General features: G+C 71.6%; 22 protein-coding genes. 14 read left to right on the forward strand and 8 right to left on the reverse strand.

All coding sequences use genetic code 11. The features are described from left to right. Positions 1-118 precede the first annotated feature (118 nt). Positions 119-1,195: an exo-alpha-sialidase gene (locus tag ABZ860_RS36190; RefSeq protein ID WP_357229330.1), complete on the reverse strand. Its 1,077-nt coding sequence runs from the start codon at positions 1,193-1,195 to the stop codon at positions 119-121. Positions 1,196-1,287: 92 nt separating this feature from the next. Further along, positions 1,288-2,400 carry a globin domain-containing protein gene (locus ABZ860_RS36195; protein ID WP_357229332.1) on the reverse strand — a complete coding sequence of 371 codons (1,113 nt, stop codon included), beginning with the start codon at positions 2,398-2,400 and terminating at the stop codon, positions 1,288-1,290. 295 nt (positions 2,401-2,695) lie between these two features. On the opposite strand from ABZ860_RS36195, the gene ABZ860_RS36200 reads away from it, so the two are divergent. The 3 genes from ABZ860_RS36200 to ABZ860_RS36210 all read left to right on the forward strand — a co-directional run bounded on the left by ABZ860_RS36200 (position 2,696) and on the right by ABZ860_RS36210 (position 5,220). Then, the gene (locus tag ABZ860_RS36200; protein ID WP_357229335.1) at positions 2,696-3,394 is read left to right on the forward strand and encodes a gamma-glutamyl-gamma-aminobutyrate hydrolase family protein; all 699 of its coding nucleotides are present in this window, start codon (positions 2,696-2,698) and stop codon (positions 3,392-3,394) included. 108 nt (positions 3,395-3,502) lie between these two features. Next, on the forward strand, positions 3,503-4,432 hold the full coding sequence (locus ABZ860_RS36205; RefSeq protein WP_357229338.1) for an alpha/beta hydrolase: 930 nt from the start codon (positions 3,503-3,505) through the stop codon (positions 4,430-4,432). Further along, complete coding sequence (locus ABZ860_RS36210) at positions 4,429-5,220, forward strand: enoyl-CoA hydratase/isomerase family protein (RefSeq protein WP_357229341.1); 792 nt, start codon at positions 4,429-4,431, stop codon at positions 5,218-5,220. Before ABZ860_RS36205 ends, ABZ860_RS36210 begins: the two co-directional genes overlap by 4 nt. Positions 5,221-6,159: 939 nt before the next feature. Here ABZ860_RS36210 and ABZ860_RS36215 read toward each other — a convergent pair. The 3 genes from ABZ860_RS36215 to ABZ860_RS36225 form a co-directional block, all read right to left on the reverse strand. After that, the gene (locus tag ABZ860_RS36215; RefSeq protein WP_357229343.1) at positions 6,160-6,639 is read right to left on the reverse strand and encodes a hypothetical protein; all 480 of its coding nucleotides are present in this window, start codon (positions 6,637-6,639) and stop codon (positions 6,160-6,162) included. A 211-nt stretch (positions 6,640-6,850) separates the two neighbouring features. Continuing rightward, positions 6,851-7,663: a DUF4352 domain-containing protein gene (locus ABZ860_RS36220; RefSeq protein ID WP_357229345.1), complete on the reverse strand. Its 813-nt coding sequence runs from the start codon at positions 7,661-7,663 to the stop codon at positions 6,851-6,853. Positions 7,664-7,820: 157 nt separating this feature from the next. Then, positions 7,821-8,306, reverse strand: a complete 486-nt coding sequence (locus tag ABZ860_RS36225; RefSeq protein WP_357229525.1) for a hypothetical protein — start codon at positions 8,304-8,306, stop codon at positions 7,821-7,823. On the opposite strand from ABZ860_RS36225, the gene ABZ860_RS36230 reads away from it, so the two are divergent. Next, positions 8,251-8,421 carry a winged helix-turn-helix transcriptional regulator gene (locus ABZ860_RS36230; protein WP_357229348.1) on the forward strand — a complete coding sequence of 57 codons (171 nt, stop codon included), beginning with the start codon at positions 8,251-8,253 and terminating at the stop codon, positions 8,419-8,421. The genes ABZ860_RS36225 and ABZ860_RS36230 overlap by 56 nt on opposite strands. A 146-nt stretch (positions 8,422-8,567) precedes the next feature. Here the strand turns inward: ABZ860_RS36230 and ABZ860_RS36235 are convergent, their stop codons facing one another. The 3 genes from ABZ860_RS36235 to ABZ860_RS36245 form a co-directional block, all read right to left on the reverse strand. Next, a complete protein-coding gene (locus ABZ860_RS36235) occupies positions 8,568-8,990 on the reverse strand; it encodes an SRPBCC family protein (RefSeq protein ID WP_357229351.1) in 423 nt (140 codons plus the stop codon). Positions 8,991-9,066: 76 nt separating this feature from the next. Continuing rightward, positions 9,067-10,248: an acyl-CoA dehydrogenase family protein gene (locus ABZ860_RS36240; RefSeq protein ID WP_357229354.1), complete on the reverse strand. Its 1,182-nt coding sequence runs from the start codon at positions 10,246-10,248 to the stop codon at positions 9,067-9,069. Between the two features lie 38 nt (positions 10,249-10,286). Beyond that, the gene (locus tag ABZ860_RS36245; RefSeq protein WP_357229356.1) at positions 10,287-10,877 is read right to left on the reverse strand and encodes a methyltransferase domain-containing protein; all 591 of its coding nucleotides are present in this window, start codon (positions 10,875-10,877) and stop codon (positions 10,287-10,289) included. Positions 10,878-11,049: 172 nt separating this feature from the next. Here ABZ860_RS36245 and ABZ860_RS36250 point away from each other — a divergent pair, with 172 nt between their 5' ends. The 10 genes from ABZ860_RS36250 (at position 11,050) to ABZ860_RS36295 (ending at position 22,221) form a co-directional block, all read left to right on the forward strand. After that, a complete protein-coding gene (locus ABZ860_RS36250) occupies positions 11,050-12,762 on the forward strand; it encodes a histidine kinase (RefSeq protein ID WP_357229359.1) in 1,713 nt (570 codons plus the stop codon). Then, the gene (locus ABZ860_RS36255; protein WP_357229362.1) at positions 12,759-13,448 is read left to right on the forward strand and encodes a response regulator transcription factor; all 690 of its coding nucleotides are present in this window, start codon (positions 12,759-12,761) and stop codon (positions 13,446-13,448) included. Before ABZ860_RS36250 ends, ABZ860_RS36255 begins: the two co-directional genes overlap by 4 nt. Positions 13,449-13,627: 179 nt before the next feature. Then, entirely contained in the window at positions 13,628-13,780 is a 153-nt protein-coding gene (locus ABZ860_RS36260; RefSeq protein WP_357229365.1) for a putative ATP-grasp target RiPP, read from the forward strand. Between the two features lie 95 nt (positions 13,781-13,875). Next, the gene (locus ABZ860_RS36265) at positions 13,876-14,892 is read left to right on the forward strand and encodes an MvdC/MvdD family ATP grasp protein (RefSeq protein WP_357229368.1); all 1,017 of its coding nucleotides are present in this window, start codon (positions 13,876-13,878) and stop codon (positions 14,890-14,892) included. Next, positions 14,873-15,844, forward strand: a complete 972-nt coding sequence (locus ABZ860_RS36270; protein WP_357229371.1) for a TIGR04500 family putative peptide maturation system protein — start codon at positions 14,873-14,875, stop codon at positions 15,842-15,844. The genes ABZ860_RS36265 and ABZ860_RS36270 overlap by 20 nt, the downstream gene beginning before the upstream one ends. Beyond that, entirely contained in the window at positions 15,841-16,017 is a 177-nt protein-coding gene (locus tag ABZ860_RS36275; protein ID WP_357229374.1) for a hypothetical protein, read from the forward strand. The genes ABZ860_RS36270 and ABZ860_RS36275 overlap by 4 nt, the downstream gene beginning before the upstream one ends. After that, complete coding sequence (locus tag ABZ860_RS36280) at positions 16,014-18,197, forward strand: peptidase domain-containing ABC transporter (RefSeq protein ID WP_357229377.1); 2,184 nt, start codon at positions 16,014-16,016, stop codon at positions 18,195-18,197. Before ABZ860_RS36275 ends, ABZ860_RS36280 begins: the two co-directional genes overlap by 4 nt. 10 nt (positions 18,198-18,207) lie before the next feature. Beyond that, positions 18,208-18,774, forward strand: coding sequence for a CDP-alcohol phosphatidyltransferase family protein (locus tag ABZ860_RS36285; RefSeq protein ID WP_079313915.1), 567 nt, complete (start codon positions 18,208-18,210; stop codon positions 18,772-18,774). A gap of 3 nt (positions 18,775-18,777) precedes the next feature. Continuing rightward, on the forward strand, positions 18,778-21,282 hold the full coding sequence (locus tag ABZ860_RS36290; protein ID WP_357229381.1) for a mannose-1-phosphate guanyltransferase: 2,505 nt from the start codon (positions 18,778-18,780) through the stop codon (positions 21,280-21,282). 435 nt (positions 21,283-21,717) lie between these two features. Continuing rightward, on the forward strand, positions 21,718-22,221 hold the full coding sequence (locus tag ABZ860_RS36295; protein ID WP_079313913.1) for an FHA domain-containing protein: 504 nt from the start codon (positions 21,718-21,720) through the stop codon (positions 22,219-22,221). Position 22,222 lies beyond the last annotated feature (1 nt).

The following is a 22,222-nucleotide window of genomic DNA, read 5'->3' on the forward strand; positions in this document are numbered from 1 at the left end:
CCGGGGCGGGGCCCCCCCCCCCGGCTCGCCGCGACCAAACCCAGGATCGACCCGCGCGGGGCGCCCCCCCCCCCCGCCCGCCCCCCGCCGCGGGGCGCGGCGCCCCCGCGGCGGCGGGTCAGAGGACGGCGGCCCGCACGCACAGCACGTCGGGCAGGTGACGGGCGATCAGCGACCAGCTCTCGCCCGCGTCGGCCGAGCCGTACACCTCGCCGTCCCGGGTGCCGAAGAACACCCCGGCGGGCCCGGCGGACATCGCGTCCCTGAGCACCGAGGCGTGCACCGGGCCCTCGGGCAGCCCGGCGCAGTGCCCGTGCCAGGTGGCCCCGGCGTCGTCGCTGCGGAACACCCGGTATCGGTGGCCGAGCGGCGTGCGGTCGACGTCGCCGTGCAGCGGGAAGACGTACAGCCTGTCCGGCTCGTCCGGGTCGACCGCGATCGGGAACCCGAAGTCGGAGGGCAGACCGGACCCGATCTCGGTCCAGGAGTCGCCGAAGTCGTCGGACCGGTAGACGCCGAAGTGGTGCTGCAGGTAGAGCCGCTCGGGCGCCGCGGGATGCTGCGCCACCTTGTGCACGCACTGGCCGAACTCGGGATACTGCGCGCCCTCGGGAAGGAAGGGCGCACGGATGTTCTTGTTGGACGGCCGCCAGGTGGCCCCCGCGTCGTCGCTGCGGAAGAACCCCACGGCGGAGGCGGCGACCCCGATGCGCCGCGGGTCGGTCGGGTGGGGGATCACGGTGTGGAGGCACAGGCCGCCGCCGCCGGGCTGCCACTGGGGCCGGGTGGGGTGGTCCCACAGGCCGTCGACCATGGTGTAGGTGGCTCCGCGGTCCTCCGACCGGAACAGCGCGGCGGGCTCGGCGCCCGCCCAGACCACGTCCGGCTCGGACGGCGACGGCTGGAGCTGCCACACCCGGGCCAGCGCGGCCCCGGTGCGCTCGGGGAAGGCGACCGGCGGGGTCTTCGCCTCCTCCCAGGTCTCGCCGAGGTCGTCGGACCACATCACCGACGGGCCGAAGTGGCCGTACTCGATGCCGGCGAGGAGGCGGGGCGTGCTCCCGCGGGTGTCGATCGCGACGGAGTGGATCGCGATCGTGGAGAACCGCACGGGCTCGACCTCGAACGAGCCGCCGTCCGAGGAGCGCGCGAGGAACAATCCTTTGCGAGTACCGATCGCGAGCAGTGCGGTCATATGTCCTCCCTGTGCCGATTTCGATGATGTTTTCGATTCGAATCCTGCCAGGAAACCCTCGACGTCGCCCGCCGTTCCGTCCGAACCTTGCTCTACGCTGTGTCTCCCTGTATCGGGTCGCGGTGGATCCGCGCGAGCGGCACCCCCGAGAGCTGCAGGCGCCGTACGGTCTCGTTCACCATCGCGGGCGGCCCGCAGACGTACGCCTCGTGGTCGGCCCACGAGTGGAACCTCTCGACCACGTCGGGGAGCCGGCCGCGCATCCCGTCGTAGGCCGGGTCGTCGGAGACCACCGGCACGACCCGCAGCCAGGGGAAGGCGGCCTCCATCCTCGCCAGGTCCGGCATGTCGTACAGGTCGCACGCGCGCCGCACGCCGAACAGCAGGTGGATGTTCGGGCGGTCGCCGGAGGCGATGACGTGCTCGACGACGGCCTTGAGCGGCGCGAGGCCGGTGCCGCCGGCGACGCAGAGGAGGTCGCGGTCGGATTCGGGCGGCGTCATCGTGCCCACCGGCGGTCCGAGCAGGAGCTGGTCGCCGATCCGGGTGTGGCGGACCAGCGCCGTGCTGACCCAGCCGCCCGGCACGGCGCGAACGTGCAGGCGGAGCGTGCCGTCCGCGCGGGGCGCGTTGGCGATGGAAAAACGCCGCCACACCCGCGGCCACCTGGCCGTCTGGACCGTGACGTACTGTCCGGGGACGAAGTCCATGCGCTGCGAGGGTCGCAGCGTGAGCACCGCGATGTCCCGGGTGCGCGGCTCGTGGTCGATCACCTCCGCCAGCCACCAGGCGGGCGCGGTCTCCGCGGCGGCGGCGTCGATCATGATCTTCGCCGCCATGGCGTACGCCTCGGTCCAGGCGGCCTCGATCTCGTCGGTCCAGATGTCGGCGGCGAAATGCCTGATCGTGGCGAGAAGTGCGCTTCCCACGGCTGTGTAGTGCTCGGGGGACACGCCGTACTTGCGATGGTCCCGCCCGAGCTGGGCGAGATAGGACGCCAGCCCCTCGGGGCTGTCGAGCATCCAGACGATCCTTGTGAGCGCGTTGAAGAGCCGGTCGCGCTGCACCTCCATGCCCGGCGGGAACATGCCCCGCATGTGCGGGCACTGCGTGAACAGTCGTCCATAGAAGTATCCCGCGGCCTTCCCGGCGACGGGCTCGACGACCGAGAAGCTCTCCTTGACGAGGCGCGGATTCAGCGGCATCAGTTGTGTCCCACCCTAGGGACCGGAAACGTGCTCCGGTCTGTCGATCCACCTCCCTGACGGCTCCGGGTGACGAGCGCCGGCGGCCCCGGCTCGACCGATCGCTCAACGGGGAGTGTTCCACTCGCTCTCGGGCGTCACAACCGATTCCCCGCAAGGCAACCTACTGTGAACACTTCGTTATTTTTCGTGACGCTCGCCGCTGTGACTGGTGTGACTCATGTGAAAACTCACAAAAAGGAAAACGATCTGCGCCATGATGGGCCTGCCTGCTCGCACACCCCAGGAGATGGCCATGGCGCGTCCCATCGTCGGCATCACCACCTATCTAGAGGCCGCGCGCTGGGGTACGTGGGTCCGTGAGGCGGCGGTCTCGCCCCAGGCGTACGCGCGCGCGGTGGAGAAGGCGGGCGGCGCGCCCGTCCTGCTGCCGCCGCTGAGCCCCGTGTCCGCCGGCGACTACGTGCGCCGCCTGGACGCGGTCATCCTCGCCGGGGGCGTCGAGGTCGACCCGGCCCTGTACGGCGAGGCGCCGGCGGGGGAGCCGGACGACGATGGGCTCGGCGGGCCGCAGCCCCAGCGCGACCGGTTCGAGACCGCGCTGGCGCAGGCGGCGGTGGAGGCGGAGGTGCCGCTGCTCGCGATCTCGCGCGGCATGCACGTGCTCAACGTCGCCCAGGGCGGCACGCTGATCACGTCCCTGCGGGAGGCCGTCGGCCACGACCGCCACGAGACGGCGGCACACGTCGTCACCGTCAGCGTGTCGAGCAAGGTCGGCAAGGCCGTGGGCGACCGCGCCGAGGTGACCGGCGCGCACCGCCGGGCCGTCCGGCGGCTCGGCACCGGCCTCATCGCCGTGGCCTGGGCGGACGACCAGATCGTCGAGGCCGTGGAACTCCAGGGGCACCGGTTCGCGGTCGGCGTCCAGTGGCACCCCGAGCGCGGCGCGGACAACCGCCTGGTCGAGGCCCTGGTGGACGCCGCCCGCCCCTGACCCGTACGGACCGCTGCCCCCGAGGCGGCGCGGGCGACCTGCCGGGCGGGAGAGCGCGCCAGGGAGGCTTCGGCGGTCGTGCCGGCGCTCGCTGTTACTGTGCGGAGCATGGCGTTGCATCCCCAGGCGGAGGCCTATCTCAAGCTGTTCCCCTCGGATCTCGGCGTGGACGTCGCCTCCCTCACCCGCGAGCAGATCGCCGAGATGCGGTCCCTGGACGGGATGGTGGAGCAGCGCGGGCCGAGGATCGACCTGCCCGCGGTCAGGGACGAGACGGCGGCCGGGGTGCCGGTCCGGATCTACCGCCCGGAGCCGGGCGAGCATCCGCTGCCGGCGCTCGTCTACTTTCACGGCGGCGGCTGGGTCTTCGGCAGCGTCGAGCGCAACGACGCCCTGGGCCGCGACCTCGCCCACAGGACCGGAGCGGTCGTCGTCTCGGTGGACTACCGCCTCGCGCCCGAGAACCCGTTCCCCGCGGCCGCCGACGACGCGTTCGGCGTGGTCCGCGACGTGCACGCCCGCCCGGCGTTCTACGGCGCGGACGCGCGCAGGGTGGCGGTCGTCGGCGACAGCGCCGGGGGCAACCTCGCGGCGGTGGCGGCCTGGCTGGCCAGGGACGCCGGGATCGGCCTCGCCCACCAGGCGCTGATCTGCCCGGTCGTCGACGTCGCTGCCGACACACCCAGCTACGGCACGTACGGCAAGGGGTTCGGGCTCGACGCGGCGGAGATGAGGTGGTTCATCGAGCAGTACGCCGGCGGCGCCGACCCCCGCGACCCCCGTCTCGCGCCCATCCACCTGCCGGACAAGTCGGGCCTTGCGCCCGCGACGGTCATCACGGCCGAGTGCGACCCGCTATGCGACGAGGGCGCGGCCTACGCACGGGCGCTCGCCGAGGCGGGCGTCCCCGTGGAGCACCGCTGCTTCGAGGGCGCGCTGCACGGCTTCCTCGGCCTGCCCGGGTTCTTCGACCAGGCGCTGGAGGGCCGCGACTTCCTCGCCGCCCGGCTCAGGCAGGCCCTGGGGGTGGCGTCGTGAAGGAGTACGAGAAGCTGAAGGTCGGCTGGGCGGCCGACGGCGTCCTGCGCGTCGTGATCAGCGAGCCGTCCCGGCGCAACGCCGTGGACCGCACCGGTCACCGCGAGCTGGCCGAGATCTGGCGCGACGTGGACCGCGACGACGACGTCAGGGCGGTGATCGTGCGCGGGGAGGGCGAGGCGTTCTCGGCGGGCGGCGACCTGTCGATGATCGAGGAGATGATTCGCGACCACGCCACGCGCCTGGAGGTCTTCGCCGAGGCTCGCGACATCGTCTACAACGTGCTCAACTGCTCCAAGCCGATCGTTTCGGCGATCCAGGGCCCGGCGGTGGGCGCGGGGCTGGCCGTCGCGCTGCTGGCCGACATCTCGGTGGCCGGGCGGACCGCCCGCATCATCGACGGCCACACCCGGCTGGGCGTCGCGGCCGGCGACCACGCGGCGATCATCTGGCCGCTCCTGTGCGGCATGGCCAAGGCCAAGTACCACCTCCTGCTGTGCGAGCCGGTCACCGGCGAGCAGGCCGAGGCGATGGGGCTGGTGAGCCTGTGCGCCGACGACGACCAGGTCCACGACAGGGCGCTGGAGATCGCGACGCGGCTGGCCGCCGGGTCGGCGGAGGCGATCCGGCTGACCAAGTACGCGCTGAACAACTGGCTGCGCATGGCCGGGCCGTCGTTCGACGCCTCACTGGCCATGGAGTTCCTCGGCTTCACCGGCCCCGACGCCGCCGAGGGCGTGCTGGCCCTGCGGGACAAGCGCCCGCCCCGGTTCCGGCCGGAGCCGTGAGCTGTGACCAGCTTTCATGGTGGAATCTGGCGTGGTACTCCAAGTTGCGCTTGATGTGCAGACGGCCGGCTGCCGGCCGCCAACCCGGCCCGGCCCACTTCAGGTGAGAGGCGAAGAACCGGGCCGGGTTGTCTTTCCAGGTCCTAACCGGCCAGTCGCCGGAGCAGGCCTTCCAGATCGCGTTCGCCGTCGGGGGTCTGGGCGCCGTGGGCCAGTCCGTCGCGGATCAGCTCCGTGGCCGCAGGGCGAATGATCTGTCCTGTCCAGGCGTCGTTCTCCCGTAGGAGTCCCTCGGCCAGGGCCTCCGGCAGGATGGCGCGCTTGGCCGCTGCGATCGCACCCTCGGGCAGAGCGGCGATGTTGCGGGCGAGCCGGTCGACGTCGTCGTCCAGTTCGTCGGCGGGGACGGCCCGTTGATCCAGCCGTAGCGCTCCGAGGTCTTGGTGTCGTACAGATCGGCAGTCAGTACCGCCACATCCACCCGAACACCGGAAGGCACATGCTCTACGTCCCCCTGCGGTCTTCGACGGCACCCCGCACGTGGCCGACGCGGACGAGCTCGCCGAGGTCGAGTGGTGCGACCGGGCGGGCGTCGGGCCCGGCGTCCTCTGGTCGTTCTATGAGCCCGTACAGGCGTACCTTGACCAGGTACTGAGCTGAGGCGGATCTTCTGGCTGGCTGGCGTCATGGCGTACATCGAGGAGCGGATCGACACCGTCGAGACGGACATCCGCGAGATCCGCGAGGACATCGGCGTCATCAAGACCGGGCAGACCAACCTGCAGAGTCTCTCGCGTTGATGCGGGACGACGTCGCTGAGTGAAGGCGGGGCAGATCGAGATCCGTAACCTGCTCGCCAGGATCTTCGCGAAGCTGGACGGCGTAGCCCAGTAGCAAGACAGACGTGAGGGCCGCTCACGCAGGGGGCGGCCCTCGCTGCTACTTCGACTTTCTCGCCGCCGGCGTCGCCACAGAATTGCTGCTAACGGCTGGGACAGCGGCATCGTTCAGCGTGACCGCCGGGATCGGATCCCCAGGATTGAGCGGGCCCTGGATCTTATCGACCTCCGGTGCGATGGCTTGATACATGCGATCGGAGAGCGGGTTACGCCCGTTGATCCCATAAGCATCGCTTGCTAGAACCTTCAAATAGTCGACGAGTTGCGGACCACTGAGGCTGACGAGCGCCACTCCGTTCCCGAGGTCCTTGACGGACTTCGCTCTGACCTCATCGCTGTAGTCGACATGGCGCGTCCGCTCCCATAGGTCCTTTGAGCAGGTGATTTGAAAGGTCACCACTCCGGCGGCCTTGCGTAAGCGCTCCTGGTGCTGCTCCGGGTAGTCGGAGCAACTAGCCAGAGTGAGCAGCGCTGCCGCGACGATGCCGACTATGCCGAGTCTTCTGCTATTGATCCCCACGACATGAACGGTAAGGACCGGTCTTCGCTTCGTCTGCTGGCTGCGTTGGGCGAGAATCCTCGCGACCTCGTGGACGAGGAATGCCCTGGCCCTCGGTCGGGTGCCGTGGTAGAACCGGTCAAACCAGTAGGGCCGCCCCGCAGTAGCGGAGCGGCCCAATCCCTGGCACGGGTCTACCTGCGAGACGCTCAACCGGCGGGCGCGGTTCACATCAGGACAGGACCCATTCGCCTTTCTGGTCGGCGAACCCGCTGTTCAACGCGAACTGCATCTTGGCCAGCTTCGCCCCTTCGGGCACCTCGAACACGATCACACCCTTGCGTGAGTCGCCGCTGCTCATGGTGACGCTGCCCTGGAACGCCTGGCCTTCCTTGACCTCGGCGAACGTCGTCCGGTACTGCTGCCCCTGGTCGTCGATCACCACTGCCCCGTTGGAGGGGCTGTCCTCGTAGGTGGCTTGGCCCTTGTTGTCGAGCTTGAGCTCGATCGCGACGAAACGGTTGCCGGCCTTCGGCTTGAGGAAGTCGTTCGCCGGGGTCGCCTTCATCTCGACCTTCGTCACGGTCACGTCGACCTGAAGGCCTTGGAAGCCCTTCAGAGCCAGGGTGCCGCCGACCTGCGCGGGCTGCTGAGCCCCACCCTGGTTGTCCGCCTGGTTCTGCCCTCCTGTCTGCCCGTCGTCGGTTTGCTGCTGCGGCTCTGCGGCGGTGGTGTCGGCCGGCGCGGTCGCGGTCACCACGTCGGGGCCGTCGCCGCTGGACAGGGCGACGAGGGCGGCGCACCCTGCGAACAGCACCAGGCAGATCCCGCCGATCACCGCGAGGACGATCAGCCCCGTGTTCGACTTCTTCGGCGGCTGCGGCTGGCTTGGGTACCCGTGGCCAGGACCGTAGCCGGGCGGCGGGCCGTAGGCGGGCTGCCCATACTGCTGCGGCTGCGGTCCACCAGGCCCCGGGTACGGGTACGGCTGCTGCGGGTACTGGCGGGGGTCCGGCTGCTGGCCGGCCGGGGGGTGCTCGGTCACGGTGGAACTCCGGTGTGGTTGAAGCTTGGACGGTGTTGGGACGGATGATCCACCCGGGCGGGTTACCCGTACACCCATGCGTTGATCGAATTGTTAGCGGCCCGTTGACCTGCGGGAACAATGAAGCAGGGTCGTTACCTTTGAGGAAGGCCAAGTATCACCTGTTGCTGTGCGAGCCGGTCACCGGCGAGCAGGCCGAGGCGATGGGGCTGGTGAGCCTGTGCGCCGACGACGACCAGGTCCACGACAGGGCGCTGGAGGTCGCGACGCGGCCGGCCGCCAGGTCGGCAGAGGCGATCCGGCTGACCAAGTACGCACCGCCGCGCGCCATCCCGGCGAGCTTGATGGTCGCCGGGGGCTGGTGCCGCAGCAGTTCCCCCAAAGCCTGGAAAGCGTTGACACCGTCCGGAAGGTCTTGCTCGAACTTGTCGAACGCGTCCGGCATGTCGGCAAGCGCCACGTCGACGTGGGGGATGAAGAACTCAGGATTGGTGCTGTCGAACACGATGACGCGAACCGAGTCGTCGTCTCGCAGTGCGGTCAGCAGGTGCTTGGTCCTGACCCTGCGCCGCCTGGAGCGCAACGGGATGATCGTGCGCCGCGTGCTACCCACCTCGCCGGTCGGGGTCGAGTACTCACTCACGCCGCTCGGCGAATCGCTGCGTGAGCCGTTCGGCCGGTCGTACGACTGGACGGTCGACAACGCGGACGAAATCCAAAGGCATCAAATGGAGTACGACCGAGGCGTTCAGAGCTGAGAACCTGATGTGCATGCCCTGCGCGCGCGAGTTCCGGCATATCGCGGGTGGCGAGCCCCTTGATCACTGATGGGACGTCGCGCCGGCTCTTGTAGCCACTGGTCCCTGGAGTGTCGCGCAGCAGGGCCTGATGTGTCGGACACGACTCAGCCGAAGCGCTTGCGCAGCGACTCCAGGCCGGGGACGAAGACGCCCCGGGTGAGGATCTTGGCGATCTTCTCCGGGTCGTCGGCCTCGAAGCGCGCGTACCACTCCACGAAAGCCTGCCCGGAGTCGGTCACCGGGGCGACCCGGCAGGTCGCGTGGTAGTCGCGCATGGGCAGCGGGGACTCCAAGGTGGTGTACGTCAGCGTGCGCTCCCCGTCGTCGAGGGTCAGCAGCCGCTCGCGGAACACCCCGCCCGACCCCTCGACCCGCCGCACGGCCCCGGGGGCGAGCGGCGCGCCGTCCTCGATCTCGCAGGCGGACACGCCCGGCAGCCACTCGTGGAGGTTGCCGAACTCGCGCAGGAACGCCCAGACGTCCCCGGCGTCCGCGCTGATCACCGTGCTCGCGTACGGACCGCGCATGTGTGACTCCTTCCGCTGCCTCAAGTAAGTGCCCCACAGGGGCGGCGCGCAAGCGGCCGGAAGTGGCCGGAGGCGGTCAGAAGCTCCTGGGCAGGCCGAGCACCTGGGTGGCCAGGTAGTTGAGCAGCAGTTCCTCGGTCACCGGCGCGATCCGGCCGATCCTGGCGTCGGCCAGCAGGCGTGCGACGGGGTACTCCAGCGAGTACGCCATGCCACCGTGGGTCTGGAACGCGGCGTCGGCGGCCTCCCACGCGGCCTGCGAGGCCGTCAGCTTGGCGATGTTGGCCTCCGTGCCGCAGGGCAGGCGGTTGTCGAACGACCAGGCCGCCTTGTGCAGCATCAGCCTGGCCAGCTCGATCTTGGCCTTGACCTGCGCCAGCGGGAACGCGATGGCCTGGTTGGCCCCGATGGGCCGGCCGAAGACCTCCCGCTGCCTCGCGTAGTCCACGCCCACCCGCAGCGCCACCTCGGCCCCGCCGAGGGCACTGGCCGCCAGCAGGATCCGCTCGGGGTTCAGCACGTCCCACAGCACGGCCGCCCCCCGGTCCACCTCGCCGAGCACGCTGGAGGCGGGCAGCCGCAGGTCGTCGATGAACACCATGTTGGACGGCGTGGTGTTCGCGCCCATCTTGGGGATCGGCCGGTAGGACAGCCGCCCCGCCGCCACGGCCTCCGGCACGTTCACCAGGAACACCGTCAGCCCGTCGCTGCGCGGCCTGGCCTGCGCCGCCGGGATCGTCCGGGTGACGAGCAGCATCCAGGTGGCCCGCTGGACCCCGGTGATCCAGATCTTCTGGCCGTTGACGACGAAGTCGTCGCCGTCCCTGCGGGAGAAGGTCGAGATCGCCAGCGAGTTGGACCCGGCGTCGGGCTCGGTCAGCGCGAAGCAGGTCTCGATCTCTCCCGTCGCCAGCTTCGGCAGCAGCGCGGCCTTCTGCTCGGCCGAGCCGTGCCTGGCCAGCGTGAGCGCCCCGAACCCCGGCGTCAGCACGTACATGAACGCCGAACCGCCGGCGGAGCCGGAGGCCGACAGGGTCTCCGTGGCCACGGCCAGCTCCAGCAGACCCTGTCCGGCTCCGCCATACTCCTCGGGCACGGCCAGGCCGAGCCAGCCGCCCTTGGCGAGCTCGGCCCACACCTCCTCCGGCCAGCGCTTTTCCGATTCGCAGCGCTGCCAGTAGTCCATGTCGTACCGCGAGCAGATGTCCGCGATCCCCCGGCGCACCGCCTGGGCGCTCTCCGGCAGCGTGAAGTCCATGCCCGCCACTCTAGAACGCCGTTCGGCGGGCTGCGAGATCACCGGCGGGGGCGGCGCGCGTGGTAGACGAAGGCGGGCGGCAGGTTCCGCCACACCGTGCGCCCGGCCACCACCTCCTCGAACGCCTCGCCCAGCCTGCGGCGGAACCGCAGGGCCGCGGGCAGAGCGCGGGCGTGGACGTAGGAGAACGTCGTGAACGCGCCTCCGGGCGCGAGCGAGGCGACCACGGCCCGCAGCAGGTCCGCCTGGTGGGCGGGGGGAAACGCCGCCCAGGGCAGCCCGCTCACGATCACGTCGGCGCCGGCCACGCCTCGGCCGGCGAGGAGCTCGGGCAGCCGCGCGGCGTTGTCGACCACGAGCTCCACCCCCGGGTAGCGGGCGCCGAGGTGACCGGCCAGCCGCGGATTGATCTCGACCGCCAGGTGCCGCCCCCGCCCGCCGATGCGGCGCTGGATCTCGGCGGTGAAGGGGCCGGTGCCCGGCCCCAGCTCGACCACGACGGGGTCGCCGCGCTCCGGCACCGGCACGCACACCGCCTCCGACAACCGCCGTGAGCTGGGCGCGACCGCCCCGGTAACGGCGGGGGAGCGCAGGAACTGCCCGAAGAAGACCGCTGTTTCGTTCGCCATGCGGCGACGCTAGGGCCGCGCGACCGCCCGGGCCGCCCGCCGTCCGGGCCGACCTGGTGGCCAGGCGGATCGTCGCGTACGGCCCTTCGGCGGGCGGAGGCGGCCAGAAGGAGGAGAGGCGTCCTCCCTTCGGAGGACCGGTCCCCGCGCGGGCGGGCGGTAGCGTTCCCTCATGCGGTGGCCCCCGACGCGCCGGTTCGTCGCTCAGCGTCCCCTCACCGGCAGGTCCTTCGCGCTCCCGCGCGGCAGGGTCCTCGACATCGGCCTGGCGGTGTGCGGGACCGGGCTGGACGTGCTCGTCAGCGCCGGCTCCTGGAGTTCCTCCGGGGGATCGGGCGGCGGGAGCGGCCCGGCCCCGGCATGGGTGGGGATGGGCTTCGCCCTGCTGGCCGGGCTGCCGATGGGCCTGGTGCGCCGATGGCCCGGCCCCGTGGCCGTATACCTGTCCGTGCTGCTGGTGGTCTGCGACCAGATCGGCGCGTTCACCGTCAACACCCTGCAGGTCCTGCTGCCGATCTCGGTGGGCGTGCTGGCCAGGTCGCGCGGCTGGGGCTGGACGGCGCCGGCCGCCGTGCTCGCCTCCGCCGCGACGGCTGTGAACCTCGCCGACCCCGGCATCGCCCTCACGAGCAACACCTGGTTCTACTCCGTCGGGCTGATCGCCGCCCCGGTGCTGATCGGCCGCTACCTGCGCGGCCAGGAGGGGCGCCGCAAGGAGGACCCGGCGCCGCTGCTCGACGTGCTGCTCGCCGGCGGCGGGATGGCGCTGTCGGTGCTGACGACCTGGCCCTACTGGCACGGCGGCGAGCCGCCCGTGTGGGCGGTCGCGCTCGGGGTGATGCTCGCGGGCCTCGCGCTGGGCGTCGTGCGGCACCTGCCCGGGGCGGTCCTGCTGCTGGAGAGCCTCGCGCTGGTCGTGGCCGACCAGTACGTCCCGAGGACCGGCAACAGCCTGCAACTGCTCGCCCTGGTGGCCCTCGGCGTGTTCGCGACCCGCGCCACCTGGTCGTGGGTCGCCGCGGCCTACGCCCTGACCTGCTCGGTCGCCGCGATCGTGGTCGTGGACGACCCCGGCGATGTCACCCCGTTCCGGGTGGTGGCGCTGATGACGATGGTGACCGCGCCCGTGGCGATCGGCCGGTACGTCGGCGTGCGGCAGGCCCAGGCCAGGCACGCCGCCGAACTGGCCGCCGAGCGGGACAGGGCGGGCCGGCTCGCCGAGCGGGAGCGGATCGCCCGCGAGGTCCACGACATCGTGGCCCACCACGTGGGGGCGATGGTGCTGCGCGCGAGCGCCGCGCAGTACGCGGGGGCCGGCGGCCCGGCCGCCGAGGCGCTGGCCGACATCAGGGACACCGGCCACCGCGTGCTGGAGGACCTGCGCGGCCTGCTGGCCGTGCTGCGCGACCCGGACGAGGCGCTGGGCTCTGACCTCATGCTCGCGAACATGCTCGCCGACCCCGGCGACGTGCTGCGCGACGCCGTGGCCCGGATGTCGGCGGCCGGCCTGCGCGTGGACCTGCGTCTTGCGCCCGAGGTCGAACGGGCCCCGCTGGTGGTGCGGGCCTCGGCGGCGAGGATCGTCCAGGAAGGGCTGACGAACGTGCTCAAACACGCCGGGCCGGGGGCCCGCGCGCAGGTCGATGTGGCGATGCGCCCGGACGCGCTCACGGTCGAGGTGCGCAACGGCCCCGGGACGTCGCGTCCCCCGGACGTGCTGCCGTCCCACGGCCACGGCATCGCGGGCATGCGGGAGCGGGCCCGCGCCTTCGGCGGGCACGTCGCCGCGGGCCCGGCCGAGGGCGGCGGCTGGCGGCTGACCGCCTCGCTGCCGGTCCCGGGCGAGAGCCGGCCGGACTGCCGCGTGACGGGGAGGTTCGCGTGATCCGCGTCGTGGTCGCCGACGACCAGGCCCTGGTGCGCGCGGGCGTCCGGATGATGCTGGAGGCGGCCGGCGACATGGAGGTGTGCGGGGAGGCCGCCGACGGGGCCGAGGCCGTACGGCTGGCCGAGCGGCACCGCCCCGACGTGCTGCTGATGGACCTGCGGATGCCGCGCGTCGACGGCCTGGAGGCCACCCGCAGGATCCTCGCCGCCCAGCCGTCCGCCCGGATCGTCGTGCTCACCACGTTCTCCGAGGACGAGAACCTCTATGCCGCGCTGGGCGCGGGCGCGCTCGGGTTCCTGGTGAAGGACGACCCGCCCGCCCGGATGGTCGAGTCGGTACGGCGGGCGGCGACGGGGGAGCCCCCGCTCGCGCCGTCGGTGCTGCGCCGCGTCGTCGAGCGGGCCCTGGCGGCCGAGCGGCAGGCGGTGCCGCTTCCGCCCGGCCTCACCGAGCGGGAGGCGCAGGTGCTCACGCTGATCGGGGTGGGCCTGTCCAACGCCGAGATCGCCGACCGGCTGCATGTGGGAGTCACGACCGTCAAGAGCCACGTCGCCGCGCTCATCGACAAGCTGGGGCTGCGCAACCGCACCCAGGCGGCGGTGATGGCGCACCGGTTCGGCTTGGTCGACACCGGGTTCAACCCCGTGGCTCCTGCCCCGGGCGACCGGAAGAGCGGCACGTAGGGTCTGGGGCGGCGCCGGTGCGGGCTGAGCGCCCCTGACCTTAAGCGGCCGTTGAGCCGATCCCTAGATCGTCCAAAGTGGACGCCAAGAAGGCCCTCCTAGCGTCTGTGTCCGGCGCCCGATCGGGTGCCTTCACAGAGGAAACCGCGCCGTCCCCCCGGACGGCGGGAGGGATCACAATGTCCAAGATCAGAATCGACGACATCGCGGCGGCCGGGCCGGAGCTCGACGAGGGAGACCTCCGTCTCGTCAACGGCGGCCGGAAGTTCGAGTGGTCGAGCCACGTCATCACCCCGGACGGCACCGTCGACGCCAAGGACCTCGACTTCTGAGCGACCGCTTCTGAGTGACCGCTTCTGAGTGACCGCGCGGGGCGCCTCCCGGCGCCCCGCGCCCCATCAGGAAGCCAGACCAGGAAGAACGAGAGATGTCCGGCGAGATACTCATCCTCACGATCGACGGTGACTCCCACGCGGAGCACGTGGCCCGTCTGCTGGCCGCGCGGGGGGCGAAGGCGGTCGTCTTCGACCCGGCCGGCTATCCGGTCCGCGCGGTGCTCGACGCGGTCTACCACCGCGACGGGCGGGTGCGGCGGCGGCTGCGCACGGAGACGGCGGACGTCGACCTCGACCGTCTGACGGCGGTGTGGTTCCGCCGTCCCCAGGCGCCCGTCGCGCATCCCGAGATCGCCGACCCGGTGGCACGGGCCCACATCGAGCAGGAGTGCGCGGTGTTCGCCGGGGATCTGTGGGAGCAGCTCGGCTGCCGCATGGTCCCCGCGCCCAGGGAACGCGTGAGACTGGCCCAGCGCAAGTCCTCACAGCTGGCCCTGGCCGGTCGTCTCGGATTCGAGCTGCCGGACACGCTGATCACCAACGACCCCGACGAGTTCCTGGACTTCTACAACCGGCACCAGGGCCGCATCATCACCAAGCCCCTGGGCGTCCCCACGAGCCTCCGCGCCGACGGGGACGGCGTGGCCCGGATGTCGGAACCGGTGTCCACCCGGGACGCGGCGTACGCGGACGCGATCAGGTTCGGCCCGGTCGTCATCCAGGAGTACGTGCCCAAGCGGGTCGAACTGCGGGTGACCGTCGTGGGGCGGGCCGTCTTCGCGGCGGAGATCCACTCGCAGGAGAGCAACCACACGAGGCTCGACTGGCGCCGCTACGACCCGGGCAGCACCCGCCATGAGGTGCACGCATTGCCGCCGGAGGTGGCCGAGCGCTGCGTGCGGATCGTGCGCCGGCTCGGCCTGCGCTACGGAGCGATCGATCTCATCTTGACCCCCGACGGGCGTTACGTCTTCCTCGAAGTCAACCCCAGCGGCCAGTGGCTCTGGATCGAGAAGGCCACGGGCCTGCCGATCGGCGCGGCGTTGTGTGATCTGTTGATGTACGGCACGGTCGGAGAGGAGACCGCGCATGGTGCCGGACGCCCTTGAAACCCTCCGCGGCCTGGACGGGGTCGACCCGTCCGAGGCGCAGGAGCGCCTGCGGGAGTTGCGGGAGCGCCATCCCGGTGTGCGCTTCCGGCTGCTGTGGCAGCGGGAGGACTACGACGACTCGCTCCACTACGACCTTCTGATCAAAGCGCCGGGGGAGGGGACCGTGTCGCTGTCCTGGTGCCCCGACCGCGCCCTGCCCTGGCCCCTGCGGGGCGTGCAGCGGGCCGGCGAGATGCTGCTGCTGCGGATCGACGGCGTCGGGGTCACGGTGGTCGACGCGATCGCCTGGCTCGACTTCCTGTGGGACGAGGTCCGGCTGGTGGACCGGATCGTCGCCGCCGCCCTCGTCCAGGCCGAGGTTGCGGAGGCGCCGGTCGAGCTCTCCGACCACGAGATCCAGGAGGCGGTGGACGCGTTCCGGCGCGCCCGGGGACTGCTCACCGCGGAACGGACGCGTGAGTGGATGGACCGCCGCTCCCTCACCCTGCTGGACCTTCAGGAGCTGGTCGCGGGCGAGGTGGCCGCCGCCCGCGTCCGCGAGCGGGTGACGGCCGGACGGGTCGAGCCCTACTTCGAGGAGCACAGGGAGGAATTCGGCACGGCCCGGGTCGCCCGCCTCACCTTCCCCGACTCCGAGACGGCCCGGCGGGCGGCGGCCGAGATCGACGCCGGAGCCGGCTTCTTCGCGCTGGCGGAGCGGACGCGCGGCGCCCGGCTCGTCGTCGAGGACGTGCCCGCGGCCGAGGTGAGCACCGCCCGCCCGGGCGACGTCGTCTCGCCCGCCCCGGACGTCCTGCTCACGGTGATCTCCGTGGCCGACGCCGAGCTCGACGCGGACACGCGCCGCCGCGTCGAACGGCGGGTCTTCGACCTGTGGATCGACGAACGCCGCCGGGCCGCGAAGATCGAGTGGTTCTGGGGCACCACGGCGCGGACGGGCACGCCGTGAACAGGCAGATCTTCCGCGCCGAGGCGCTGCGCCGCCATGCCGCCCCGCCGTCCGCACCGGCCGCTGTCAAGGAGGTCGGCACCCGTACGCTCGTCCTGCTCTGGTGGGCGGTCGCGGTGCTCACCTCAGGGCTGGCCGTTGTCACCGCTCTGGTCCTGAGGGGTGGCGGGTGAGACGGGTCCCGGTCCTCCTGCAGAACTCGGCGACCGAGTGCGGCGCGGCCTGCCTGGCCGTGATCCTGTCCTTCCACGGCCACCGCACCACCGTGCAGGAGGTCACCGACCACCTCCAGGTGGGCAGGGACGGCCTGAGCGCGCTGGCCATCGTCCGCGCCGCGCGGGAGTTCGGCCTGAACGCCAAGGCGTTCTCGCTGGAGCCGGCCGACCTCGGACGGGTGCCCATGCCCGCGGTCGTCCACTGGGAGTTCCAGCACTTCGTGGTGGTGGAGCGGTGGACGCCCGACCACGTGGACATCATGGACCCCGGCCGGGGACGCAGGCGGCTCACACCCGCCGAGTTCGACGCCGGCTTCACCGGCGTGCTGCTGGCGTTCGAGCCGGAGCCGGGGTTCCGCCGCGTGCGGTCCGGCGCCGCGCGGGCGTGGCGGCACGACTTCCTGCGCGCCCTCGTGTTCCGCAGGAAGGGCCTGCTCGCGCAGGTGCTCGCGGCCTCGGTGCTGCTCCAGGTGCTCGGCCTGGGGCTCGCGACGGCGTTCCGGCTCGTCGTCGACCGGATCCTCCCGCGCGGGGACTCCGGGCTTCTCGCGCTGCTCGGCGTGGCCGTGCTGGTCGCCGTGGTCACCCAGTTCGCGGTGAGCTACCTGCGTTCTGTGCTGCTCGTCGCGCTCCGCTCGCGCACCGACGGCGAGGTGACGCGGAACCTGGTGTCGCACCTTGTCGCACTGCCGTACCGCTACTTCGCGGTGCGCGGCAAGGCAGACCTGGTGAACCGATCGAACAGCGTCATCGCCCTGCGCGAGACGCTGACCGGGCAGATTCTCTCGTCGTTGCTCGACGGGCCGCTCGCCCTGGTCTACCTGCTGCTCGTCTTCGCCTGGGACCCGCTCTTCGGCGGGTTCCTCGCGCTGCTCGCCGCGGGGCAGGCCGCCCTCCTGCTCGGCACCGCCCGCCGGGTGGGCGACCTGACCCGGCGCGAGCTGGCCGCGCTCGCCGTGACGCAGGGCCGGCTGATGGAGGCCGTCGGCGGCATCGAGACACTCAAGGCGTCCGGGGCCGAGCCGCGGGCGATGCAGCGCTGGTCGGACCTGTTCGCCCAGCAACTCGACGCCGACGTGCGGGGAGGGCTCGTCCGGGGGCTCATCGAGGCGGTGCTCGGGGCGGTGCGCTACCTCGCGCCGCTGGGGCTGCTGTGGGTCGGCGCGTGGCGGGTGCTCGACGGGTCGCTCAGCCTCGGGACGCTGCTCGCGCTGAACGCCCTGGCCACCGCCGCGCTCACCCCGATCGGCTCGCTGATGACCAGCCTGCGCACCCTTCAGCAGGCCGGGGCGCACTTCGACCGCCTGTCGGACATCCTCGCCTCCGAGCCCGAGCCGTCCACCGGGATCGAGGTGCTGCGGCTGCGCGGCGGCATCGAGCTGCGCGGAGTGGGCTTCCGCCACGACCCGCGCGGCCCGTGGACGCTGCGCGACGTCTCACTGGTCGTACGGCCGGGGCAGAAGGTCGCGCTGGTCGGTCCCTCGGGGTCGGGCAAGAGCACGCTCGCCCGCCTCCTGCTCGCCCTGTACCAGCCGACGGCCGGGGAGATCCGGTACGACGGCGTTCCCGCGGCGGAGCTCAACCCGCGATCGCTGCGCCGCCAGTTCGGCGTGGTCACCCAGGAGCCGTCGCTGTTCACCGGGACGATCAGGGAGAACATCGCGCTCAACTTCCCCGAGGCCGGCATGGACCGGATCGCCGAGGCGGCCCGGCTCGCGGGCCTGCACGACGAGATCATGGCGATGCCGATGGGCTACGAGACGATCCTGGTCGAGGGCGGCGGCCTGTCGGGGGGACAGCGCCAGCGCCTCGCCCTGGCCCGCGCGCTGCTGCCCCGCCCCAAGGTGCTGCTGCTCGACGAGGCGACCAGCAATCTGGACAGCGCGACCGAGGCCGACATCGAGGCCCGGCTGTCCCGCCTGACGCAGACCCGCATCGTGATCGCGCACCGGCTGAGCACGGTGCGGGACGCCGACCTGATCCTGGTCGTCGAGCGGGGCACGGTGGTGGAGCGGGGCACCCACGAGGAGCTGCTGGCCCTGGGCGGCCGCTACACCCGGCTCGTCGCCGCGCAGACGGCACCACGCGCGTCCGACCCCGTGGCTCCTGCCCCGAGCCACCGGGAGAACGGCATGTAGGGTCTGGGGCGTGAACGCTGCCGAGGACCGGATCTGGACGGTGCCCAACCTGCTGAGCGCCCTGCGGCTGCTCGGCGTCCCCGTCTTCCTCTGGCTCGTGCTGGGTCCCCACGCCGACGGGTGGGCCATCGCGCTGCTGGCGCTCGCGGGCTTCAGCGACTGGCTCGACGGCAAGCTCGCCCGCGCCTGGAACCAGATCAGCAGGCTGGGCCGGCTCATCGACCCGCTCGCCGACCGGCTCTACATCCTCGCCACGCTGATCGGCCTGGTGCTGCGCGGCGCCGTCCCCTGGTGGCTGGCGCTCGCGGTGCCGCTGCGCGACGTGCTGCTGCTGTGGATGCCGCCGGTGCTGCGGCGGCACGGGTACGGCCCGGCGCTGCCCGTCCACTTCCTCGGCAAGGCCGGCACCGCCGCCCTGATGTACGCGTTCCCGCTCCTGTTCCTCGCCTCCCATGAGGGCTGGTACGCCGAGATTGCCGCGATCTTCGGATGGGCCTTCGCCATCTGGGGAACTGGTCTGTATTGGTGGGCGGGGGTGTTGTATGTCGTACAGGTGCGCCAGCTAACGAAGGGGTGACCCGTGAAGGCCGTCGTCATGGCGGGCGGGGAGGGGACACGGCTGCGGCCGATGACCGCGAACCAGCCCAAGCCCCTGCTCCCCATCATCAACCGGCCGATCATGGAACACGTGCTCCGGCTGCTCAAGCGGCACGGGTTCACCGAGACCGTGGTGACCGTGCAGTTCCTGGCCGCGCTGATCCGCAACTACTTCGGCGACGGCGACGAGCTGGGCATGACCCTCCACTACGCCACCGAGGAGGTCCCCCTCGGGACGGCCGGCAGCGTGAAGAACGCCGCCGACAAGCTTCGCGACGACCGCTTCCTGGTCATCTCCGGCGACGCGCTCACCGACATCGACCTGACCGACATGCTCCGCTTCCACCGCGAGAACCGGGCGCTGGTCACCATCGGGCTCAAGCGCGTGCCCAACCCGCTGGAGTTCGGGATCATCATCGTCGACGACAGCGGCCGCATCCAGCGCTTCCTGGAGAAGCCCACCTGGGGTCAGGTGTTCTCCGACACGGTCAACACCGGCATCTACATCATGGAGCCGTCGGTCCTCGACGAGATCGCCCCCGGCCAATCGGTGGACTGGTCGTCCGACATCTTCCCGGACATGCTCGAACGGGGCTGCCGGCTGTTCGGCTACGTGGCCGAGGGCTACTGGGAGGACGTCGGCACCCACGAGAGCTACCTCAAGGCCCAGGCCGACGTGCTGGAGGGCAAGGTCAAGGTCGACTTCGACGCGTTCGAGCTGGCCCCGGGCGTGTGGGCCGCCGAGGGCGCCTCGGTGGACCCCGAGGCCGTGCTCAAGGGCCCCCTCTACATCGGCGACTACGCCAAGGTCGAGGCCGGCGCCGAGCTGCGGGAGTACACCGTGCTCGGCAGCAACGCCGTCGTCAAGGAGGGCGCCTTCCTGCACCGCGCCGTGGTCAGCGACAACGTGTACGTCGGCCCGGCCGCCCACCTGCGCGGCTGCGTGATCGGCAAGAACACCGACGTCATGACCGGCGCCAGGATCGAGGAGAACGCCGTCGTCGGCGACGAGTGCGTCATCGAGGCCGAGGCGTACGTCTCCTCCGGCGTGAAGATCTATCCGTTCAAGACGATCGAGGCGGGCACGGTCGTCAACACGAGCGTCATCTGGGAGTCGCGCGGCCAGCGCAGCCTGTTCGGCCCCCGCGGGGTCTCCGGGCTGGTCAACGTCGAGATCACTCCGGAGCTGTGCGTACGGCTGGCCAGCGCGTACGCCACGACGCTGCGCAAGGGCGACACGGTCGTCACCTCCCGCGACGCCTCGCGGGCGGCGCGGGCGCTCAAGCGGGCGGTGATCAGCGCGCTGAACTCCAGTGCGATCAACGTGGTGGACCTGGAGGCCGCCGCCCTGCCGGTCGCAAGGTTCAACACCTCGCGGGAGAACGTCAGGGGCGGCATCGCCCTGCGCACCACGGCGGGCGACCCCCAGAGCGTCGACATCGTGTTCATGGACGAGACGGGAGCCGACCTGTCCCAGGCGGCCCAGCGCAAGCTGGAGCGGGTCTTCTCCCGGCAGGAGTACCGGCGCGCCTTCCCCGGCGAGATCGCCGAGCTGACCTTCCCCGCCCGAGCCGTCGACACCTACGCCCGGGAGCTGCTGGCCTGCATCGACATGTCCGGGGTGAAGGACACCGAGATGAAGGTCGTGGTCGACTGCGCGGGCGGCACCTCCTCGCTCGTGCTGCCGAGCCTGCTGGGCCGGGCCGGGGTCGACGTGCTGACCGTGAACAACCGCCTCGACGACGCCTCGCCGACCGAGACGCTCGCCGAGCGCCGCCGCGACCTGCAGCGCCTGGCGGACCTGGTGGCCTCCGCCCGGGCCGCCTTCGGCGTGCGGTTCGACCCGGTGGGGGAGCGGGTCTCCCTCGTGGACGAGATGGGCCAGCTCATCAGCGAGGAGCGGGCGCTGCTCGTCGTGCTCGACCTGGTGGCGGCCGAGCGCCGGGGCGGCCGGGTGGCGCTGCCGGTCACCACGACCCGGGTGGCGGAGATGGTGTGCCGCTTCCACGGCGTGCAGGTCGACTGGACGGCCACGAGCCTCGACACGCTGACGCGGGCGGCCCGGCACCCCGACACGATCTTCGCGGGCGACGGCAAGGGCGGCTTCATCGTCCCGGAGTTCGCGCCCACGGTGGACGGCCTGGCCGTGTTCCTGCGCCTGCTGGGCCTGGTCGCGCGCACCCGGCTGTCGCTCAGCCAGATCGACGCCCGCATCCCGGAGGCCAAGCTGCTCAAGCGGACCGTTCCCACGCCCTGGGCGCACAAGGGGGCCGTGATGCGCTCGGTCGTCGAGGCGGCCGAGGGCCACCGCCTGGACACCACCGACGGCGTCCGCGTCGTGGAGGACGACGGAAGCTGGGCCCTCGTCCTGCCCGACCCCGCCGAGGCCGTCACCCACCTGTGGGCCGAGGGCCACGACATGGACACCGCCCAGGCCCTCCTGGAACGCTGGGCCCACGTCGTCGAACAGGCCGCCGGCGCCCACTGACATCCCTTCGACACGGCGCGCAACCGTCCCGCGAGGGGCGCGGCCGCGACTGGACTGAGGAGCGCCGGAGCGAGGAACGAGCGAGGACGCGACGAGGGAAGGAGTGGCCTGAAGGCGCCCCGAGCCGCGCGAGCGAAGGCGAGCGCAATCAAACACCGAGGGGCGCGGCCGCGACTGGACTGAGGAGAGAGGAAGCGAGGTACGAGCTTCCGAACGACGAGGGAAGGAGCCGTCTCAAGGCGCTCCGAGCCGCCGTGCCGGAGGCGCGGCAATACAACACGTGTGGCGGGATGGACCTTGAACCTCCGCTGGCTGTAGCGTTGGTCAGTCCACGCCCAGCCGCGGTCTTGACCTTTGTGCCTGATCAGCGTAAGTTGCGGCATTCGCAGTTTGAGCTAGTCCTAGAGCAAGTCGTGAGAGAGGCCGAGCCGTTCGATGCCCAGCGTCTACTGCACGCAGTGCGGTCATGCCAACCCCGAGGATGCCCGTTTCTGTTCACGATGCGGTTCGCCGCTGAGCGCTCCGGCGCCCGTCGCAGCCGACACGACCTCGACGATCTCACTCGAGGCGCTTGAGGCGGAGACGGGCCAGACGCTTCTGCCGGACAGGGCCGCCGTCGAGCAGCTGCCGCCCGGCACGGCTCTCCTGGTGGTCATGCGGGGCCCGAACGCGGGGAGCCGATTTCTGCTCGACAGCGACCTCACTACGGCGGGTCGCCACCCGGAAAGCGACATTTTCCTGGACGATGTGACCGTGTCCAGGAGGCACGTGGAGTTCTACCGCCGCGGCGGCCAGTTCACCGTGCGTGACGTGGGCAGCCTCAACGGCACCTACGTCAACCGGGAGCGCATCGAGGAGTCCCCGTTGCAGGGAGGCGACGAGGTGCAGATCGGCAAGTTCCGGCTGGTGTTCCTCACACGTGGTCCTGGAGGGCTGTGAT

Source organism: Microbispora sp. NPDC046973, from assembly GCF_040644495.1.
Classification (GTDB): Bacteria; Actinomycetota; Actinomycetes; order Streptosporangiales; family Streptosporangiaceae; genus Microbispora.